We start from the raw sequence: 17,321 nt of genomic DNA on the forward strand, positions 1-17,321 counted from the left end.
GTTGTTATTGGTCCGAAGCTGCGTTCCGAAAGCTCTCATGGTGGTGGCCATTGCAAGTCGTGGCCGCGCGCCAAATCAGATGCGGGGCTTCCATAACCAACGTAAGCGCCGATCCGCCCTACATTGTAGAGCCTTCCCCATGCTGCGGGATCATTCCCATCTCATGGTGGGGAGTGCATTGATTTTCGGGTCATTTCCGTCAGGTTGAAGCGGCTTTGATGATGTGACCAGCCCCTGATGGCGCCAATGTGTCAATGTGGTGCTTTATGTGCCGTAAATTCTTAGCCCTCGGGACGTTTTTCTGGATTCCGGCCGCCGTTAAGCCAAGCATGTTACACGCAATCTATGAGGACAGGAACATGGATGAAACCCTTCTGCAGCGACTGCAGGCGGTGGAGCCGCTGATGTGGATCAATCCGGAACTCGGCCCCACTACTGCAGCGCAAGTGCCGGTGCGGCCGGACCAAGTGACGGAAGCCGAAGCCAACTGGCGTGCGCTGGCACCGCTGTTGCAGCAGTGTTTTGCGGAGCTGGAGGACAGCGGCGGGATGATTGCCTCGGATCTCATCGAAGTGGCGGAATTGGCCATGGCAATGGGGCAGGGCGCAGGGCGGTTCTTTGTAAAGGGTGACCACGCATTGCCGGTGGCGGGCTCGGTCAAGGCGCGCGGCGGCGTTTACGAGGTGTTCCTGCATGGGCTTTCGCTGGCGCGGCAGTTGGGGCTGATTGCGCCGGATGCCCCGCCTGCGGCGCTGGCGGGCGGCAAAGTGCGGGATCGTTTTGGCAGCTGCACTGTGGCGGTCGGTTCAACCGGCAATCTCGGCCTTAGTGTCGGTATTGCCGCGCGGGCGCTGGGTTTTCGCGCGGTTGTTCATATGTCGGCGGACGCCAAGCCCTGGAAAGTCGAGCGCCTGCGCCGCCATGGGGTTGAGGTGGTGCAGCATCAGGCCGATTACGGTACTGCCGTGGCGTCTGCCCGGCAGCAGGCAGAGGCGGACCCGTCAATTTACTTTGTCGACGATGAGCGCTCGGAACTGCTGTTCTTCGGCTATTCAGCGGCAGCGGCCGAGCTGAGCGGCCAACTGGTAGAACGAAACATCCCCGTGGACGCTGAGAACCCGCTGTTCCTGTATTTGCCGTGCGGCATAGGTGGTGCTCCGGGCGGGGTGGCATATGGGCTGAAACAGGTGTTTGGCGATCATGCTCACTGCTTTTTCGTTGAGCCTGCCCAATCGCCTTGCGCGCTGGTGCAATTGGCGTCCGGCCTGAAGCGGGTGGTCAATGTCTATGACGTGGGCCTGACGAACAAGACCGAGGCCGATGGCATGGCGGTGGCTGAGGTGAGCCAGTTTGTGGTACAGGTCATGCAACCCTTGCTGAGCGGGGTGTATACTGTCGCGGATGACGATCTGTTCCGTTGGCTGGCGTTGGCGCAAGATCATGCAGGACTGCAGTTGGAGCCTTCAGCGGCAGCCTGTCTGGGCGGGCCGCAGATGCTGCTCTCAACTGCCGAAGGCCAGGGTTATCTGGCGCAGCACGGGCTTGTGGCAAAAACGGATCAAGCCACCCATGTCATGTGGGCCACGGGAGGCAGCCTGGTGCCCGATGAGGAATACCAGAGCTTCCTGCAGCAAGGCCGCGCTTTGCGGGACTGAGGGTAGCCCTGAAGCCATCGCTGCAGGTCATTCTGCCAGCCGACTTGACGAACTCCTCCCCTGGAATTTCCAGCCGTCAAGTTGAAAGCCCGGTGTCCGCTAAACGCCACTTATTATCCAACGGTCCGATACTCTGGGACCAGGTCGAACCGATGCAGCTAGGCGAGGCTTGGTCAGCTGGGTATGGGAGGTCACTGAAGCTTAGAATTACTTCCGGGCGTTGGAAATTTTTGCGCAGATGCGAATGATCTCATCCGCCTCCGCCTGTGTCAGCCCGATCCGGGCAAATACATCGGAGGAAACGCTGCAGCTTTTTGTCCAAATGCTACGCCCTGTGTCCGTCAGGGAGACGACCTTTTGACGCTCGTTGCCCACCTGTACCTCGCGTGACAGCAGGCCTTTCGCTTCCAATCTGCGAAGCAGAGGTGTCATCGTGGCCTTGGAGACTTCCAGTTTGCTGGCCAGGGTTGAGATGGACACCCTGTCCTCCTCAGCCAAAGCCATGAGTACCAAGTATTGAGTATAAGTGAGCCCCTGAGCTTTCAGAAGTGTTTGATAATGCTGCTCAACGGTATGCGATGCTGCATAGATTGCGAAGCAAAGCTGGTTGTCCAACCTGACATCTGGCTTTTCATCGGTCTTCAGCGGTTCTTGCAAAACTCTGTGCTTTCGTTGTGGGACTGAGCACCCGTTAGATACCATCATTCTTTCCGCTTGCAAATAGTTAGCTAGCAAAGTATTAGTTGGCAAATGAAAACAGCTCACAGGAGTACCTAGCTATGCGCACCGGATTATTTGCCCTCTGTCTTTCGCTGACTTCACTGCCCGCCTTCGCCGAAGGTGAGTTTGATACTGAGGGCGGATTTGCTGCCTTTGAGCAACTCTTTGGCGTGACAGAGGGAAAGCGCCGCAACCACACCAAAGGTTTCTGCATCGAGGGTGAGCTTGTGCCTGTTGACAGCGCGATCAAGGCTTATTCCAACAGCTCGCTCTTCACCGGCACATCGTCGGTAATCGCGCGCGTATCCCATAAGGGCGGCAAACCTAATCCGGCTGACGACAAATATGGGTTGCTGGGCATGGCGATGGAGATAACGACAGCCGATGATGATCTGCACGTGATCGCGATGAACACTGAACATTTCTTTCCTGTTGCGACCAGTGAAGCGTTCATTGAACTGCTGCGGGCCAAGGCCGCAGGGCCAGAGGCGACCAAGGCTTTCGCTGCTGACCACCCTGCACTTAAAGCCTACAAAGCATATCATGGCGCCTTGGACAAAACCCTGAGGCCCTACGAGGGCACAACTTTCAACGGTGTGAATTCCTTCTATCTTGTCGATGCGGCAGGCGCGCAGACGGGTATCCGTTTTTCATTTCGCCCTTCCGGTGAAGAAGGGATCGTGACGGATACGCATCCCGACTTCTTCTTGGAAAACATGCAATCGAACATAGCCAACGGTGGAGTGTCCTGGGAGATGGTGGTGACTCTGGCCAATCCAGGAGATGTTATCGCAGACCCCTCGGTGCAATGGACAGGGGAGCACACCGAGATTGTCGCAGCCCGGTTTACGGCCAAAGCGGCGATGTCAGAAAGCGATGGCCAGTGTGATGACCTCAACTTCGACCCCATGGTTCTGAGCGAAGGCTTTGCGCCGTCGGAAGACCCAATGCTGCTGGTGCGCTCCATGATCTATGCTCATGGTGTTGGGCAGCGTCTCTCCGAAAAGGACTGAGTTCTCCGTTCGCGGAAATTGAGTTGGTAAGGGCCTGGACGCATTGGCGATCATGTATCCGAAACGGAAACTCCTACCGGGAGACCGTTCCTAAGCTTTCAATTTTCGGCATCACAAATCTGACCCCGTCACGGGCCTTGGCAAGGGCAAGTGACGGGGCGGTGCCTAGCGGCTATGCCTTGGGAATTACCCGGTGTCTTAGCGAGCCAGCACCGTACTTCTTCGTGGTCACATCGGTTGAACACAAGCAAGAGTGGTGTTTGTGGGGCTGCCTTGGGTTGCACCTTGCAGGGCTTACCCCAATGGCGCATGGCGGCGGCATGCTGAGCGGAAATGCGAGCCATCAGCGAAGGGTGATGGTTGTTGGAGCACATGGTAAGCGCCCGATTTCTACCGCAGCGGCTGGTTCTTGACCCGAGCGATAATGTCCGGTTCCCCGACGAAGTCATCGAGGAAGCTGTGCCATGTCTCAACGGACACACGTGCTGACGCCAGCATGTCGCGCAATTCGTGGATGCCCTCGTCGGTCAGTGCCGTAATGTAGTCGTCGCGTCCGATGTGGACGCTAACTATGTTGCCGTAGGAGAGGTTGTCGTCGTTGCTAACAATAACCTCGAGAAGTCCGGGATCTTCTCTCAGCAGGTCGGCGGCATGGGCGATGGAGCAGACGTAGGTCGTGGCTGCCATTACGCAGCCTCGTTGCGTGTTTGATCTGCCGGCTTCCAATTCCAAGGAAGCAATTCGGCCAGCCGGTCGACCATGTGATCGAGGATGCGGTCCAAGACATCTGCAAGGTAGGCCTGAGGATCGAGGCCGTTCATCTTTGCCGTCTCGATGACGGTCATCGCGCGGGCGAGCGTGTTACCGCCGGTATCCGAACCCGCGAATAGCCAGTTTCGCCTGCCGGCGCCAATGGGCCGCAGCGCGCGCTCGGCGGGATTGTTGTCGATAGCCGCGCGCCCGTCCTCCAGGAACAGCGTGAACGAGGGCCAGCGGCTCAGCCCGTAGCGGAACGCCTTGGCCAGATCACTCTTGCCGGGAATGCGCGTGAGCTGCTTTTCGGCCCAGTCCCGGAACGCATCGGCCTTGGGCTTGCTTTCCTTTTGGCGCACGGCCAGCCGCAACTCGGCAGGCTTGCCGCTGATTTCCCGTTCGATGTCGTACAGCGCTCCGATACGGTCGAGTGCCTCACGCGCGATTTCGGATTTCGTTGCTGTCCAGACATCGTGGAAGTCGCGCCGAAGATGCGCCCAACACGCGGTCTCCCGGAACTGGCTCTTGCCGTCCAGGTCCGCGGCATAGAGCTTGGCATAGCCCTTGTAGCCATCCGCCTGGAGAATGCCGCTGGTCTCGCCAAGATGGGCAAGCACATGCTCTTCCTTCCAGTCCGGGGCAAAGTGATAGACCGCTCCGGGCGGAGCCGTGCCCGCCCATGGGCGCTGATCGCGGACATAGGCCCAGATCCGGCCTTTTTTGACGCCCTTTCCAAGCCCCTTGTCGCGCCGACCTCGGTCGAGAACCCGGATGGGCGTGTCATCTGCGTGCAGAAGATCGCTGGCCATGATCTCGGCCTCGATTTTCTCGATCTTCTCGATCAGCGGCGCCAGCGTCCTCATCGCACCGCCGCACCAGTCGACCAGGGTCGTGTCCGGGATGTCCGCGCCCATGCGGGCGAAGATCTCATTCTGGCGATACAACGGCACGTGGTCGTCGAATTTCGAGGTCAGCACATAAGCCAGAAGGTTCGGGCCCGCCATGCTGCGGGGAATGGGACGGCTGGGCGCGGGGTTCTGAACGATCTTTTCGCAGCGCCGACAGGATTTTTTGATGCGCGCGATCTCGATGACCTTCAGCTTGGCTGCGATCATGTCGACCAACTCGCTGACATCCTCCCCGATCACCCGCAGATCGCCTCCGCAATCCGGGCAACTGTCTCCGGGATCAAGCTCGCGGCGCTCGCGCGGCGTGTCCTTCGACACCTTCGGACGGCGGCGCTTCGGGTCCCGCGGCGCGGCTGGTTCCGGGGTCTGGCTGTCCGTCTCCGGCTCCTCACCGCCATCCGACAGCAGTTCATCCGCCTCGGCGAGTGCAACCCGCAAGTCTTCCAGCGCCAGTTCCAGTTGTTCGATCTCGCGTTCGATCTTTTCCGAACTGGAGCCGAATTTCTGCTTCTGCAATCTGACGATCCGGACACGCAACGCCTGAACCAGCAGATCATGGGCCCGCAAACTGGCAGATATCTTCTGGTTTTCCGCCTGCAACGCGGCGATCATTGCCTTCAGAACGGCGGGGTCGTTGGGGAGAGGCATGGCTTCTGCGGACATGGCCGTGGATACCATACCTCCAGTCCAGACACCATAAAAACAAGAGATTCCAGAGGGATAAATCAGCCTGTCCGGGCTGGTGGCGCGCCCCAATCCGGCCTGCGCCAGTCGATCCCCTCCCAGAGCATGGCCAACTGATCGGCGGTCAGGCGCACGCTGCCATCCGTCGCCGCGGGCCATGGGAAACGCCCTTTCTCGAGGACTTTGTAATAAAGGCAAAAGCCCTGGCCATCCCAATACAAAAGTTTCACCCTGTCGCCGCGGCGCCCCCGGAATGCGAACACGGCACCGTTTGACGGCCTCTGCCGCAAGACATCCTGCGCGATGGCGGACAGGCCCGCGATACCCATGCGCATATCAGTGTGACCGCAAGCCAGGTAAACGCGAACGCCGGTGCCTGGGCCGATCATGCCGCCTCCACCGCTTGGATCAAACGGGTCAGCACCGCCGGGTCCAAATGGGCATCGACCCGCAAGCTGCGGCTATTGCGTAAAACCACCTCGATCAGCGCCGAGTTCGCTTCAGAGGTGCAAGGTTCCAGCGGACCGGGCGGCAGCGCCGGAATATCAACCGGCAAAAACAGCGCGGTGTCGTCAGGCCCCAGAAGCCCCTTCCTCCTCAGCTCGTATCGCCAGGCATAAATCTGCTGCCGTCTGATCTCGTGGCGCTGTGAGACCTGCGACACGGTCGCGCCGTTCACCCCAACCGAAAGCACAATCGCCAACTTCTCGTCGTCACTCCATCGGCGCCGACGTTTCAAGCCCAGAATTTCGCCCCGCACAGCTGTCTCCATCCCTGTAGGAGACGTCATTAAAGACGTCTTTATGGACGTCTCTTAGCAATCTCCGGGACACACGAGCAGGCGGTTCAAATCGGGCGGTTACAGCACATGATGTTCCAGACCGCTTTCATCGCGGCGCGTAGCAACTCGGTTTCTAAGCTATTTTTCACTGATAGAAGCTGGGTTTTCCCATCCGAAAATGGGGCGGGTCACCCGGGCATCGCCAACCTTGTAAGCATATTGAAGGAAACAATGGCTGCGCTGCATCTCGCGCTCTTTGGCTGTCATTGAAGCCGCCACCGTCCGAAACAGATGCTGCTGGGGCGGGGAGGTCTTACATTCAATTTATTTAAGAATGAAATATACTCGTGCGGAACCTGTTCCAGCGCCTAAGTGGCAGTGCGGTCTTTCGGAGCGCTCTTCAGGTTATCGGTAAGGCGGGAAAGGCCGTCCGTGATCTGCTTCAGCGCATCAAGCTCAAGACCGGTGGCTTCGATTAGGCAGGAAGTGATCTCGCGGGAAGCCGCATGAAGTGCAATGCCATCGTCTGTCAAGTGAACAAAAACTTGCCGCTCATCGTCCGTGCCTCGCATCCGCCACACAAACCCCATGTTCTCAAGTCTTTTTAACAGAGGTGTCAGGGTGCTCGTCTTCAGTGACAATTGAGCTGCAAGTTCGCTGACACCTTGTTGGTCCCGCTCCCATAGCAGCATCAAGGTGATGTATTGTGGATATGTTAAGCCAAGAGGGCGGAGCATCGGCCCATAGACTTGGTTGATGGCATGCGAAGCATTGTACACTGCGTAGCAGAACATCTCATCGGCTTTTTCAGGCAGATTGTTCATCCTGGTTCCGAGATCCTCAAATATATCGTGTGCGATACTTTTGCTTGACGACTGCTGGGAGTCAAGATTAGTGTCAGGCCACAAAGTGTCGTGCGCGATCTAAATTGCGCAAATTCTGACCGTGGTTCTTGCGGTTGCCGAAAGGAGGAGTGGAAGACGATGTCACAGGCCATAGAGCTGATTGATGCCTTAAACGGAACATTTGGCCGCCACAGCGGCGCCCGCGCTTCACATGCGAAAGGGTTTTCTGCCAGAGGTCGCTTCATTCCAGCGGCCGTAGGTCCCGGGACCGATATCCCGTTGCTCGCTGAAGAACAGCCAATAACTGCACGCTTTTCGGTTGGCGGAGGAAAGCCCGGAATCAGTGACAAAAGCCCTACAGTCCGCGGTATCGGGCTTGAAATTGGAAAGGGCGCCGGGGCTTGGGTCATGGCCCTGATTTCCAATCCGGTTTTCTTTGCCAATTCCGCGGAACAGTTTAAGGCCTTTCTGGCAGCAAGGGTGGCCGATCCTGCAACCGGTGGGCCGGATCCTGAAAAGGTTAAGGCATTTAACGAGGCGAACCCGAATACGGTTCCCCATCAGAGCTATCTGAAGTCCGTGGCGCCTTGCCGGTGTTATTCTGCAGAACAGTATCATTCAGGCCATGCTTACCACTTCGGTACCGGCGAAGGCGTGCTTGCGGCCCGTATCTTTCTGGAGCCTGAAGGCGGCCGCCACGGCCTGACAGATGAGGAAAAGAAGGATCTGCCGGATGATTTCCTTTATGACAGGCTGCTGCGGGAGTTGAGTAACAGGCCTGCCCGATGGACGCTGAAGCTGGTTGTGGCGAATGATGCGGATGATATCTCGGATCCAACCGTCCCATGGGATGGGGTGCATGGCGAACTGATCCTTGGAACGGTGCAAATCGAGTTGCCGGATGACCGGGCCGAGAGCGTTGCCAAAGTGTTTGACCCCTCTCATTTGCCAGAGGGGGTGGCAGAGCCTCACGATAATGTATTCGCCCTGCGCAGTCCTGCATATGCGGTCTCTGTTGCGCGCCGGTCCAGTTGAAACTGCAAAATTGGCTGCGCCCGAGTCGCCGTTGCCGGAGGAGCATTAAAATACGACTTGAGAATACCTATTTAATAAAGTAGGGATGCCATAGTCAAACTTGGAGATTCTCATGGCGCAAGAACAGCGGGCGCGGCCGCATATGTTTGATGTTACCCCGGAAGAGATCAGAAGGCTGGTATGTTGTTTTTATGCACGTATCCGCGTGGATGATGTGCTTGGCCCGGTGTTCAATGCGGCCATTGGAGATTGGCCAGCGCACGAGGCGAAAATCTTAGCGTTCTGGAGGGGGGCGATCCTGCGCGAACCGGGGTATGAAGGAAATCCCATGCAGGTCCATCTGTCCAACTCGGAAATACTGCCGGAGCACTTTCCTCGGTGGCTGGAGCTGTTCCGGGACACGGCAAACCGCGAGTTGAAACCGGAAACGGCCGCGGCATTTGCAAATCTGGCCGACCGCATCGGCAACGGGTTGTCCTATGGAATCGAAAACTTCCGCAAGCCTGAAGGGGCTCCGCCTGTTCTGGTATGAGTAATTTACGGGCAGTTGCCGGAGGGTCGCTGCCTCGTGTGTTAGGATCGAAGCCATCATTCCGTCCCGGACGGCCAAAAGGAGAGACGAAAAATGACTGCAGGCGTCTATTCCAAAGCAAGGGTGATCCAGGAGGATCCGGGGCAGGTGGTGAAGCGCTGGCTGGTTGCCGGTTGGCGGGATCTGCGCGCGAACCCCGGGTTTTCCCTTGGGTACGGGATGGCACTGGTTCTAGGGGGCTGGGCATTGATCTGGCTTCTTTCAGCGAGCGGGACCGGCTGGATGTTGCTGCCGCTGCTGGCGGGCGGGGTGCTGATCGGGCCGGTTGCCACGGTTGGGCTCTACGCAGTGGCCCGCGGGCGGCGCGAGGTAGCCTCAAAAGGGCAGATCGCGCTGGTGGGGGCCATCCTGATGGTCTTTGCCCTGACCTGGATCCGCGCGGCCACGGTGCTGTTTGCCATCGTGTACGGTCTGCGTCCCTTTGCCGGTTTCATCGAAACCCTGCAATTGCTGCTCAGCACGCAGGCGGGGTGGGTGCTGATGATCGCGGGTTCGCTGACGGGCGGGCTGTTTGCAGCGCTTGGCTTTGCGGTCTCGGCGTTTTCAGTGCCGATGCTGGTGGATCGCGAGATCGACGGCTTCTCGGCCATGGGGCTGAGCTTCAATGCGGCCACCCATAATTTCCGGCTCTGCGTCTGGTGGGGCGCTGCCATCACCTTCCTGACCGCCCTGGGCATTTTGACCGGGTTGCTGGGGCTTGCAATTGTCTTTCCGCTGCTTGGCTATGCCACCTGGCATGCCTACGCGGATCTGTTCCATGGAGATGCATGAATGGCTGAGGCTCTTCCCAAAGGCGCGGTGCATTACGCCACCTCGCGGTTTACGCAGGACACCCTTCCGGAGAAATTGCGTAAGGATCACAGCACCAAGGCGGGCGTCTGGGGTCAGTTGGCGGTGCAAAGCGGCCGGTTGCTGTTCAGGCGGGAAGACAAGGCAGAGGTGATTGTCGAAGCGGGCGGAACCGCCATCTTTGCCCCGCAGGAAATACATTCGGTCGAGGCGCTTGGCGCAGTGGAATTCGAAGTCCGGTTCCATCGGCAGGAGGTATCCGATGCAACGTAATCTAAGCATAGAGGATGGCGTCATTTTCGGCGCTTTATTTGCCGTGCTCTTGGGCGGGCTTGCCATTCTGGGCTGGGGCGTTCCGCTGGGCTATGTGCTGCACGGCTGGCTGATCGCGCTAGCTGCAGGCTGGGGCATCATGTGGATGCTGAACCGGATCAGTGACGGGCCGGGAGAGGTGCCTTTAGAGTATAACGACAAAGTCATCCGCTTCGGTGTCATTGCTGCTTTGATCTGGGGAATAATCGGTTTTGCCGTTGGTGACATTCTTGCGTGGCAACTGGCCATCCCGTCGCTTAACGGCGATATGTCCTGGTCCAACTTCGGACGGCTGCGGCCGGTGCATACCTCCGGCGTTATCTTCGGCTTTGGGGGCAACGCGCTGATCGCCACCTCCTTTTATGTGGTGCAGCGGACCTCGCGGGCACGGCTGGCCAGCGAGACGCTGCCATGGCTAGTGTTTTGGGGGTATAACCTGTTCCTGGTGCTGGCTGCATCAGGCTACCCGCTGGGCATCACTCAGTCCAAGGAATACGCTGAGCCGGAATGGTATGCAGACCTATTGCTGCTGGTGGTCTGGGTTGGCTATCTGACCCTGTACCTCAGGACCCTGGCACGGCGGGCTGAGCCGCATATTTATGTGGCCAACTGGTACTATCTCGCTTTCATCGTGGTGATTGCGATGCTGCACACGGTGAACAACCTCTCGGTTCCGGTCTCGATTGCCTACCCCAAGAGCTATTCGCTGTTTGCCGGCACCCAGGATGCGATGACGCAGTGGTGGTACGGCCATAATGCGGTCGGGTTCCTGCTGACCGCAGGCTTCCTGGGCATGCTCTATTATTTCCTGCCCAAGGCGGTGAACCGGCCGGTCTATTCCTATCGGATGTCAATAGTCGGCTTCTGGGGGATCACCTTTCTCTACCTCTGGGCCGGGTCGCACCACCTGCATTACACGGCGCTGCCGGATTGGGTGCAGTACCTGGGCATGAGCATGTCGATCATCCTGCTGGTGCCCAGCTGGGCCTCGGTCTTCAATGGTATCCTGACGATCAACGGCGCCTGGGACAAGGTGCGCACCGACCCGGCGGTCCGCTTCATGATGGTGGCAGTGCTGTTCTACGGGCTGTCGACATTCGAGGGCTCCTTCATGGCGATCCGCCCGGTGAACTCGCTGAGCCATTACACCGATTGGACCGTGGGCCATGTGCATGCGGGTGCCTTGGGCTGGGTGGCCTTCATAACCTTTGGCGCCATGTACAAAATGGTGCCTTGGGTCTGGAAACGCGAGGGCGTCTATTCGCTGAAACTGGAGGCCTGGCACTTCTGGCTCGCCCTCTCAGGCACGCTGATCTACGTCGGTGCGATGTGGAACAGCGGTATCACACAATCGCTGATGTGGCAGACCTATGATGCGGATGGCGCTTTCCTCTATTCCTTCCTCGACAGTGTGATCGAGATGCACCCCTACTATGTGGCGCGTGCAGTCGGCGGTCTACTCTATCTGATCGGGGCCTGCATCGGTGCCTACAACATCTACATGACGGTGAGCGGTCCGCGGAAAGCACAATCCCGGCAAACCGGGCCTTTGGCTCAGCCTGCGGAGTAACGCCCATGAGCACAGCACATCAGAAACTTGAACGCCACTCGCTGGGATTTGCCATGATGATCCTGCTGGTGGCCTCGATCGGCGGCATTGTCGAAATTGCACCGCTGTTTACAATCGAAAACACGGTGGAGGAAGTCGAAGGCATGCGGCCCTATACGCCATTGGAGCTGGCCGGGCGCGACATCTATGTGCGCGAGGGATGCTATGCCTGCCACAGCCAGATGATCCGTACCCTGCGCTCGGACGTGGAACGTTACGGGCATTACAGCCTGGCCGCCGAGAGCATGTATGACCACCCGTTCCAATGGGGCTCGAAGCGCACCGGGCCTGATCTGGCCCGGATCGGCGGCAAATACTCGGACGACTGGCATGTGGCGCATCTGGAGGCGCCGCGTGAACTGGTCCCCGGATCTGTGATGCCCGGCTATGCCTTTCTGTCCGAAAACAGGCTGCAGACCGGTCACTTGCCCGCCGCACTGAAGGCGCTGAGCCGGGCAGGGGTACCCTACACAGAAGCGCAGATTGAAAATGCTGAAAAGGACGCGGTCTGGCAGGCAGATTTCGAGCAGAATTACGAAGGCGAACTGCAGGAGAGTTACGGCGCAAATGTGCAGGTGCGCGATTTCGACGGCCAGCCCGGAAGTCTGACAGAAATGGATGCGCTGGTGGCCTACCTGCAGATGCTGGGAACGCTCGTTGATTTCGATTCTTTGAACCCCGAGGAGGTTAACCGATGACCCATGATGCAGTTCTGGTCTTCTCCAAAACCTGGGGCGCTATCTATCTGCTGAGTGTATTCTTGGCGGCCGTGGTCTGGGTCTACTGGCCATCGCGGCGCCGCATGTATGACGATGCGGCGCAGTCTCCGCTGGATGGGCGGGAGGACCAACCATGGCGCTAAGAGAAAAGGATCCGGTCTCGGGTACGGACTTGACCGGTCACGAGTGGGACGGGATCAAGGAACTGGACACGCCGGTCCCTTGGGCCGCCCGATGGTCGCTGTGGGGCAGTATTGCAGTGGCCGCCGTATTTTGGGTGTTCTACCCGTCTTTTCCCGCTGTGAGGGACTACGCCAAAGGGGCGCTCGGGTATTCCTCAAGGGCTGAAGTCATGGCCTCACTGAAGGAAGCAGAGGCGGACCGCGAACAAGCTTTCTCGCCTTTCACATCGGAGGATATTGAAGCGATGGCCGCCGATCCGTCGCTGGAGGAGCGCTATGGCGCGGCCATTTCCAAGCTTTATGCAGACAATTGCGCCGCCTGCCATACGGAAAATCTGAAGGGGCAGCCTGGCTTTCCGAATCTGGCTGACGGCCATTGGCTGTGGTCGGGATCGCCGGAGGAAATCGAAAACTCGATCCGCTATGGCATCAATGCGGCACATGATGAGACCCGCATCGCCCAGATGCTGGCCTTTGGGGCGGATGGGATGATCGAAAAGCCGCAGGTCAAGGAGGTGACGGAATTTGTGCTGTCGCTTTCCGGTCAAGAGCATGATGCAGAGGCGGCTGAGGCGGGCAGGGCAGTCTTTGAAGAAAACTGTGCCGCCTGCCACGGCGAAGACGGCCGCGGAGGCTATGAAAACGGTGCGCCGGATCTGGGAGATGGCCATTGGATTTACGGCGGCAACAGGGAAAAAATCTATCAGAGTGTCTACTACGGCAGGCAAGGTGTCATGCCCGCCTGGGAAGGCCGCTTGAGCGACGCCCAGATCCGGATGCTGACGCTGTATCTGCTGTGGAACGGTGAAGATGTCCCAGGCTGAGCAGGACCCCCGGTTCCGCAGGACCATGTATCTGCTGATACTGGCCCTGCTGGCCGGTTACATCGGCTTCAAGGCCTGGCACCTGTCGGTGGCGTTCGACGCGTGGGAAAATCAGTCTCTGGAGGGCGCGATTTCGGGGGCTGCCAAGTAGGTAGTTTGCAGGGTAATACGCAATTGTTTTGCGTATGAATGGCTTCAAGCAGCCCCTCGTCCAGCTTCCAATGCCCGGATCAGGTTCTTCATTCCGCGGTTCCCTTCCAGAACATCCTGCAGGGTCTTGCTGTCTAGTGCGGCAAAGAACACTTCCTGTGCCTCGGTCAGGATCGGCAATAGGCCGCAGGCCGGGGTCATCACGCAGCAGCCGCCATCTTCCTTCATGCACTCAACCAGCGGTGTGCCGCGCTCGGACTTACGCAGCAGCCCGCCGATTGATATAGCCTCCGGCGGCAGTGCCATCCGCATGCCCCCGTTGCGCCCGCGCACTGATTCCACGTAGCCCTCGTGAGTCAGCCATTGGGAAATCTTGGCCAGGTGGTTGAAGGGCAGCTTCTGCATCTCCGCAATTTCACGCGTAGACATTAGCCCCTCCTCATGGGTGGAGAGGTGGATCAGGATGCGAAGCGCGTAGTCTGAAAACTTTGAAATCTGCATAAGCACTTTTCTCACAAAAAACACGTATTGAAAATACGTATTTCATTGACATGTATCGGCGCTCTTCAATAATAAGCATTATAAATACTTATTAAAGGGGGCGGCACATGCAGCCAGTTGTTCTTTTGATCTCGCTGATCCTGATGGCAGTGCTGTCAGCGGTCTTCTACATGGCAGCCAGGGCTTCGCAGGGCGAAGCCCCCGGGCCAAATGCCAACAGCAAACGCACCGGCCTGATTTGGGCGATGGTGATTCTCGGTGTAATCGTGTCCGTAGGCTCTCTGCGCAGCTGGCCGCACGCGTTGGCCAGTACCGGCGATGCGCTGGAAGTGAGTGTCAGTGGCGGTCAGTGGTGGTGGGATATCGACACAACCGAAATTCCGGTTGGGAAGCCGGTCAACTTCAACGTCACGACCGAGGACGTCACCCACGGCATGGGTATCTATGACAGTGAGTTGACGCTGCTGACCCAGGTCCAAGCGATTCCCGGTTACACAACCAAGGTCACCTATACGTTCACCGAACCGGGCAGCTACCAGCTCCTGTGCATGGAGTTCTGCGGGGTGGCCCACCACGACATGGTCAATGAATTCGAAGTTGTAGCGGTGGAGGAATAAATGAACACTGTATCTGAATCTGCAGTGGCTGATCGGGCTGCTGCCGGGCCTCAGCCCAATCCTCAGGCCGGCGCTGTCAAGCTGACCATGATCCTGTCAGGTGCGGTTTTCGCGCTGATGATGGTCTTCGGACTGATCATGCGTGCTGCTCAGGGTCAGTGGATAGAACTGGATTCGACGCTTTTCTATCAAATCCTGACAGCCCATGGCGCGGGCATGGTTGGTACCGCTGCGCTCTCAGGGGCCGCCATCATGTGGTATTTTTGCGGTCGTTACGTCGTACTGACCGCCGGTATCTTCTGGGCCTTTCTCGGCCTGTTCCTGCTGGGTGTTGTGCTGATCCTGGGCGCGATCTTCATCGGCGGATTTGGCGGTGCCTGGACCTTCCTGTTCCCGCTGCCCGCCATGTCCGGCGGCGCCTGGGAGGCTGGGGCTGCCGCGGCCTTCATGCTGGGTTATGTGTCGATCGGTGTCGGTTTCCTGCTCTACTATCTTGAGCTGGGGCGCCAGATCCATGCGCGATATGGCAGCCTGGCGCGGGCGCTGGGCTGGAACCTGATCCTGGGCCGCGAAGACAACAACCCGCCGCCGCCGACCATTGTTGCTGCGGCAGCCGTCACCATCTTCAACTCTATCGGCATCATCCTGGGTGCGGCCGTTCTGGTGGCCAGCCTGGTGCATCTCTTGGTGCCGGGGTTTGAGGTCGACGCGCTCTTGGCCAAGAATCTGATCTATTTCTTCGGCCATGTCTTCATCAACGCCTCGATCTACATGGCGGTGACCGCAGTCTACGAGATCCTGCCGGAATACACCGGTCGCCCTTGGAAATCGAACCGGGTGTTCGCGATCGCCTGGAATGCGGTGCTGATCTTCGTGATGGCGGTCTACTGGCACCACCTGCTGCAGGATGTGGTAATGCCGCCCTGGATGCTGGTGGTAGGACAGTTGGTCTCCTACTTCAGCGGCATTCCTCTGATCGCAGTCACGGCCTTCTCCACCTTTCTCTATGTGCGCGGCTCCAAAATGACCTGGGATCTGGCCTCTTCGCTTCTGGTCTTGTCGGTGGCGGGTTGGTCCGTAGGGTCGATCCCGGCGTCGATCGACGGGATGATCAGTGTCAACAAGGTGATGCACAACACCATGTGGGTGCCGGGCCATTTCCACACCTACTTGTTGCTGGGTGAAGTTGCGATGGCCTTCGGCTTCATGGCCTGGCTGGTGCGCGGCAAGGCCATTGCCGAGATGGGCGGCTTGGACCGCGCGGCCTTTGCCACCTATCTCGCTGGCGCTGCCGGGTTTGTCATCGTCTTCCTGTTCTCCGGTGCCGCCTCAATCCCGCGCCGCTGGGCGGTGCATTACGAGGAATGGCTGACCCATGACCGCATCGGTACAGCCTTCAGCGCGCTGGTGGTGCTGGGAACCCTGATCTTTGTGCTGCGGTTTGTGGCGCGCTTGGGCCGGAGCAGCAACTGATGCTGGCGCGCGCATTCCTATCATTTCTCGCCGCCCTGATCGGCGGCGGGATCCTGTGGCATGCCACGGACGGGGCGCGCGCCTTCACAAGCGAAACGGCCCGGCGGCTGGACGTCGCCCGGTCGCCCCGCCCGGTGCCGGGTGTGATACTGGAGGACATGTCCGGCCAGCGCGTGCCGCTGCTGCCGCAGGAGGGCGAGGTGGTGCTGGTTGAGTTCATCTACACGGTCTGCGGTGACATCTGCCAGATCGCGGCGGCGGATTTTGCCGAGGTCCGCGGCCGGTTGCAGGCTCAGGATGTGAAGGCACGGCTGATCTCAGTTAGCTTTGACCCGCAGCGGGACACTCCGGAGCAGATGGCCATCTACGGCGATGCCCATGAGGCAGATGGCGTAGTGTGGACCGTCGCCCGGCCGGAAGAAAGTGACTTGGACGGGCTTCTGGAATTGTTTGATGTGACAGTCATCCCTGATGAATGGGGCGGCTACCAGCACAACGCGGCAATCCATGTGATTGACGGCAGCGGCCGGTTCTCTGCTGTCTTTGATACTGATGCGGTGGAGGCGGTGGCTGCCCATCTGCAGGAGGTTCAGCCATGAGGATGATTTGCCTGGGACTGCTTGCATTGGCCGAAGCCGTTGCCCTGCGGGAGGCAGCTGTTAGCAGTCCGATTCAGCATGTTTTGGTGCAGATGCCCTTGCTGGTGCTGGCTGGAGCGGTGGCCGGGTGGCAGTTGAGTGTGCCGCGCCACTGGGCAGTGCCGCTTCTTCTGACAGCCCTGACGGCCTTACTGTTCTGGATGCTGCCGATCAATGTGGACTGGGCGCTGACGCCAGCGGGCGAGCTGGTCAAATACGTATCGCTGCCATTGTTGCTGGGACTGCCTCTGCGGCTGTCCTGGCCTTGGTTGGGTCCGATCCTACGCGGGTTTATTAAGGCCAATGCGTTGTCGATGCTGGGGGTCTTGGGTTTCCTTTACACTCATGCGCCTGTCCGCATCTGCAATTCTTATCTGGTGTCCGCGCAGCAGGAGCTTGGCTTTGCCTTTCTTTATCTTGCCGCGGCTCTGGCCTGCCTTTGGGCCATCCCGGTTTTGTTCGGACATCCGCGCTGGCTGCCGCTGAGCACTGACGGATGCACCAAATGCGGAGCATGAACT

22 protein-coding genes are annotated in these 17,321 nt (G+C 58.8%); 15 read left to right on the top strand and 7 right to left on the bottom strand.

Annotation, left to right across the window (positions count from 1 at the left end; genetic code table 11):
* The first annotated feature begins 359 nt into the window (after window positions 1-359).
* Window positions 360-1,655 (top strand): D-serine ammonia-lyase, encoded by a 1,296-nt coding sequence (locus tag K3724_RS04440; protein ID WP_259990455.1) that lies wholly within the window; start codon window positions 360-362, stop codon window positions 1,653-1,655.
* 207 nt (window positions 1,656-1,862) lie between these two features.
* Here the strand turns inward: K3724_RS04440 and K3724_RS04445 are convergent, their stop codons facing one another.
* Window positions 1,863-2,312 carry a MarR family winged helix-turn-helix transcriptional regulator gene (locus K3724_RS04445; protein ID WP_201765406.1) on the bottom strand — a complete coding sequence of 150 codons (450 nt, stop codon included), beginning with the start codon at window positions 2,310-2,312 and terminating at the stop codon, window positions 1,863-1,865.
* 122 nt (window positions 2,313-2,434) lie between these two features.
* Between K3724_RS04445 and K3724_RS04450 the strand changes: the two genes are divergently transcribed.
* On the top strand, window positions 2,435-3,388 hold the full coding sequence (locus K3724_RS04450) for a catalase (protein ID WP_014875448.1): 954 nt from the start codon (window positions 2,435-2,437) through the stop codon (window positions 3,386-3,388).
* 390 nt (window positions 3,389-3,778) lie between these two features.
* Here K3724_RS04450 and K3724_RS04455 read toward each other — a convergent pair whose 3' ends face one another.
* The 5 genes from K3724_RS04455 to K3724_RS04475 all read right to left on the bottom strand — a co-directional run bounded on the left by K3724_RS04455 (window position 3,779) and on the right by K3724_RS04475 (window position 7,338).
* Complete coding sequence (locus K3724_RS04455) at window positions 3,779-4,075, bottom strand: hypothetical protein (RefSeq protein WP_259987154.1); 297 nt, start codon at window positions 4,073-4,075, stop codon at window positions 3,779-3,781.
* Window positions 4,075-5,712, bottom strand: coding sequence for an IS66 family transposase (tnpC, locus tag K3724_RS04460; protein ID WP_259992557.1), 1,638 nt, complete (start codon window positions 5,710-5,712; stop codon window positions 4,075-4,077). The genes K3724_RS04455 and tnpC overlap by 1 nt, the downstream gene beginning before the upstream one ends.
* Before the next feature lie 62 nt (window positions 5,713-5,774).
* Complete coding sequence (tnpB, locus tag K3724_RS04465; RefSeq protein WP_259987156.1) at window positions 5,775-6,122, bottom strand: IS66 family insertion sequence element accessory protein TnpB; 348 nt, start codon at window positions 6,120-6,122, stop codon at window positions 5,775-5,777.
* Window positions 6,119-6,427: a transposase gene (locus K3724_RS04470; protein WP_259992558.1), complete on the bottom strand. Its 309-nt coding sequence runs from the start codon at window positions 6,425-6,427 to the stop codon at window positions 6,119-6,121. Before K3724_RS04470 ends, tnpB begins: the two co-directional genes overlap by 4 nt.
* Before the next feature lie 455 nt (window positions 6,428-6,882).
* Window positions 6,883-7,338, bottom strand: coding sequence for a MarR family winged helix-turn-helix transcriptional regulator (locus K3724_RS04475; RefSeq protein ID WP_259990461.1), 456 nt, complete (start codon window positions 7,336-7,338; stop codon window positions 6,883-6,885).
* Window positions 7,339-7,428: 90 nt separating this feature from the next.
* Here K3724_RS04475 and K3724_RS04480 point away from each other — a divergent pair, with 90 nt between their 5' ends.
* From K3724_RS04480 to K3724_RS04520, 9 genes are all read left to right on the top strand, one after another.
* Entirely contained in the window at window positions 7,429-8,394 is a 966-nt protein-coding gene (locus K3724_RS04480; RefSeq protein ID WP_259990463.1) for a catalase, read from the top strand.
* 142 nt (window positions 8,395-8,536) lie between these two features.
* Entirely contained in the window at window positions 8,537-8,926 is a 390-nt protein-coding gene (locus K3724_RS04485; RefSeq protein ID WP_259990465.1) for a group III truncated hemoglobin, read from the top strand.
* A gap of 93 nt (window positions 8,927-9,019) precedes the next feature.
* The gene (locus tag K3724_RS04490) at window positions 9,020-9,757 is read left to right on the top strand and encodes a DUF2189 domain-containing protein (RefSeq protein WP_072503354.1); all 738 of its coding nucleotides are present in this window, start codon (window positions 9,020-9,022) and stop codon (window positions 9,755-9,757) included.
* Window positions 9,758-10,048: a DUF1971 domain-containing protein gene (locus tag K3724_RS04495; protein WP_072503353.1), complete on the top strand. Its 291-nt coding sequence runs from the start codon at window positions 9,758-9,760 to the stop codon at window positions 10,046-10,048.
* Entirely contained in the window at window positions 10,038-11,657 is a 1,620-nt protein-coding gene (ccoN, locus tag K3724_RS04500) for a cytochrome-c oxidase, cbb3-type subunit I (protein WP_259990473.1), read from the top strand. Before K3724_RS04495 ends, ccoN begins: the two co-directional genes overlap by 11 nt.
* Before the next feature lie 5 nt (window positions 11,658-11,662).
* Window positions 11,663-12,394 (top strand): cytochrome-c oxidase, cbb3-type subunit II, encoded by a 732-nt coding sequence (gene ccoO, locus K3724_RS04505; RefSeq protein WP_102859016.1) that lies wholly within the window; start codon window positions 11,663-11,665, stop codon window positions 12,392-12,394.
* A complete protein-coding gene (locus tag K3724_RS04510) occupies window positions 12,391-12,558 on the top strand; it encodes a cbb3-type cytochrome c oxidase subunit 3 (RefSeq protein WP_014875441.1) in 168 nt (55 codons plus the stop codon). The genes ccoO and K3724_RS04510 overlap by 4 nt, the downstream gene beginning before the upstream one ends.
* Entirely contained in the window at window positions 12,549-13,421 is an 873-nt protein-coding gene (gene ccoP / locus K3724_RS04515; protein WP_259990486.1) for a cytochrome-c oxidase, cbb3-type subunit III, read from the top strand. The genes K3724_RS04510 and ccoP overlap by 10 nt, the downstream gene beginning before the upstream one ends.
* The gene (locus tag K3724_RS04520) at window positions 13,408-13,572 is read left to right on the top strand and encodes a hypothetical protein (protein WP_259990488.1); all 165 of its coding nucleotides are present in this window, start codon (window positions 13,408-13,410) and stop codon (window positions 13,570-13,572) included. The genes ccoP and K3724_RS04520 overlap by 14 nt, the downstream gene beginning before the upstream one ends.
* Before the next feature lie 44 nt (window positions 13,573-13,616).
* Here K3724_RS04520 and K3724_RS04525 read toward each other — a convergent pair whose 3' ends face one another.
* On the bottom strand, window positions 13,617-14,072 hold the full coding sequence (locus tag K3724_RS04525; RefSeq protein ID WP_259990490.1) for an Rrf2 family transcriptional regulator: 456 nt from the start codon (window positions 14,070-14,072) through the stop codon (window positions 13,617-13,619).
* A 107-nt stretch (window positions 14,073-14,179) separates the two neighbouring features.
* On the opposite strand from K3724_RS04525, the gene K3724_RS04530 reads away from it, so the two are divergent.
* The 4 genes from K3724_RS04530 to K3724_RS04545 are packed head-to-tail and all read left to right on the top strand — an operon-like array spanning window position 14,180 to window position 17,318.
* The gene (locus K3724_RS04530; RefSeq protein ID WP_014875438.1) at window positions 14,180-14,689 is read left to right on the top strand and encodes a cytochrome c oxidase subunit I; all 510 of its coding nucleotides are present in this window, start codon (window positions 14,180-14,182) and stop codon (window positions 14,687-14,689) included.
* Window positions 14,690-16,162, top strand: coding sequence for a cbb3-type cytochrome c oxidase subunit I (locus K3724_RS04535; protein WP_259990492.1), 1,473 nt, complete (start codon window positions 14,690-14,692; stop codon window positions 16,160-16,162). It abuts the gene before it with no gap.
* Entirely contained in the window at window positions 16,162-16,761 is a 600-nt protein-coding gene (locus K3724_RS04540) for an SCO family protein (protein WP_259990494.1), read from the top strand. The genes K3724_RS04535 and K3724_RS04540 overlap by 1 nt, the downstream gene beginning before the upstream one ends.
* Entirely contained in the window at window positions 16,758-17,318 is a 561-nt protein-coding gene (locus K3724_RS04545; RefSeq protein ID WP_259990496.1) for a hypothetical protein, read from the top strand. Before K3724_RS04540 ends, K3724_RS04545 begins: the two co-directional genes overlap by 4 nt.
* Window positions 17,319-17,321: the final 3 nt, after the last annotated feature.

The sequence above is a fragment of the Leisingera sp. M658 genome, assembly GCF_025144145.1.
Lineage (GTDB): Bacteria > Pseudomonadota > Alphaproteobacteria > Rhodobacterales > Rhodobacteraceae > Leisingera.

What these genes read in the sequence shown, in the direction of transcription:
- K3724_RS04490 (WP_072503354.1), top strand. Translation starts at nt 9,020, where the DNA reads ATGACTGCAGGCGTCTATTCCAAAGCAAGGGTGATCCAGGAGGATCCG.
- K3724_RS04540 (WP_259990494.1), top strand. Translation starts at nt 16,162, where the DNA reads ATGCTGGCGCGCGCATTCCTATCATTTCTCGCCGCCCTGATCGGCGGC.
- K3724_RS04485 (WP_259990465.1), top strand. Translation starts at nt 8,537, where the DNA reads ATGTTTGATGTTACCCCGGAAGAGATCAGAAGGCTGGTATGTTGTTTT.
- K3724_RS04530 (WP_014875438.1), top strand. Translation starts at nt 14,180, where the DNA reads ATGCAGCCAGTTGTTCTTTTGATCTCGCTGATCCTGATGGCAGTGCTG.
- K3724_RS04510 (WP_014875441.1), top strand. Translation starts at nt 12,391, where the DNA reads ATGACCCATGATGCAGTTCTGGTCTTCTCCAAAACCTGGGGCGCTATC.
- K3724_RS04545 (WP_259990496.1), top strand. Translation starts at nt 16,758, where the DNA reads ATGAGGATGATTTGCCTGGGACTGCTTGCATTGGCCGAAGCCGTTGCC.
- K3724_RS04440 (WP_259990455.1), top strand. Translation starts at nt 360, where the DNA reads ATGGATGAAACCCTTCTGCAGCGACTGCAGGCGGTGGAGCCGCTGATG.
- K3724_RS04475 (WP_259990461.1), bottom strand. Translation starts at nt 7,338, where the DNA reads ATGAACAATCTGCCTGAAAAAGCCGATGAGATGTTCTGCTACGCAGTG.
- K3724_RS04525 (WP_259990490.1), bottom strand. Translation starts at nt 14,072, where the DNA reads ATGCAGATTTCAAAGTTTTCAGACTACGCGCTTCGCATCCTGATCCAC.
- K3724_RS04450 (WP_014875448.1), top strand. Translation starts at nt 2,435, where the DNA reads ATGCGCACCGGATTATTTGCCCTCTGTCTTTCGCTGACTTCACTGCCC.
- tnpC (WP_259992557.1), bottom strand. Translation starts at nt 5,712, where the DNA reads ATGTCCGCAGAAGCCATGCCTCTCCCCAACGACCCCGCCGTTCTGAAG.
- ccoO (WP_102859016.1), top strand. Translation starts at nt 11,663, where the DNA reads ATGAGCACAGCACATCAGAAACTTGAACGCCACTCGCTGGGATTTGCC.
- ccoP (WP_259990486.1), top strand. Translation starts at nt 12,549, where the DNA reads ATGGCGCTAAGAGAAAAGGATCCGGTCTCGGGTACGGACTTGACCGGT.
- K3724_RS04455 (WP_259987154.1), bottom strand. Translation starts at nt 4,075, where the DNA reads ATGGCAGCCACGACCTACGTCTGCTCCATCGCCCATGCCGCCGACCTG.
- K3724_RS04520 (WP_259990488.1), top strand. Translation starts at nt 13,408, where the DNA reads ATGTCCCAGGCTGAGCAGGACCCCCGGTTCCGCAGGACCATGTATCTG.
- tnpB (WP_259987156.1), bottom strand. Translation starts at nt 6,122, where the DNA reads ATGATCGGCCCAGGCACCGGCGTTCGCGTTTACCTGGCTTGCGGTCAC.
- K3724_RS04495 (WP_072503353.1), top strand. Translation starts at nt 9,758, where the DNA reads ATGGCTGAGGCTCTTCCCAAAGGCGCGGTGCATTACGCCACCTCGCGG.
- ccoN (WP_259990473.1), top strand. Translation starts at nt 10,038, where the DNA reads ATGCAACGTAATCTAAGCATAGAGGATGGCGTCATTTTCGGCGCTTTA.
- K3724_RS04535 (WP_259990492.1), top strand. Translation starts at nt 14,690, where the DNA reads ATGAACACTGTATCTGAATCTGCAGTGGCTGATCGGGCTGCTGCCGGG.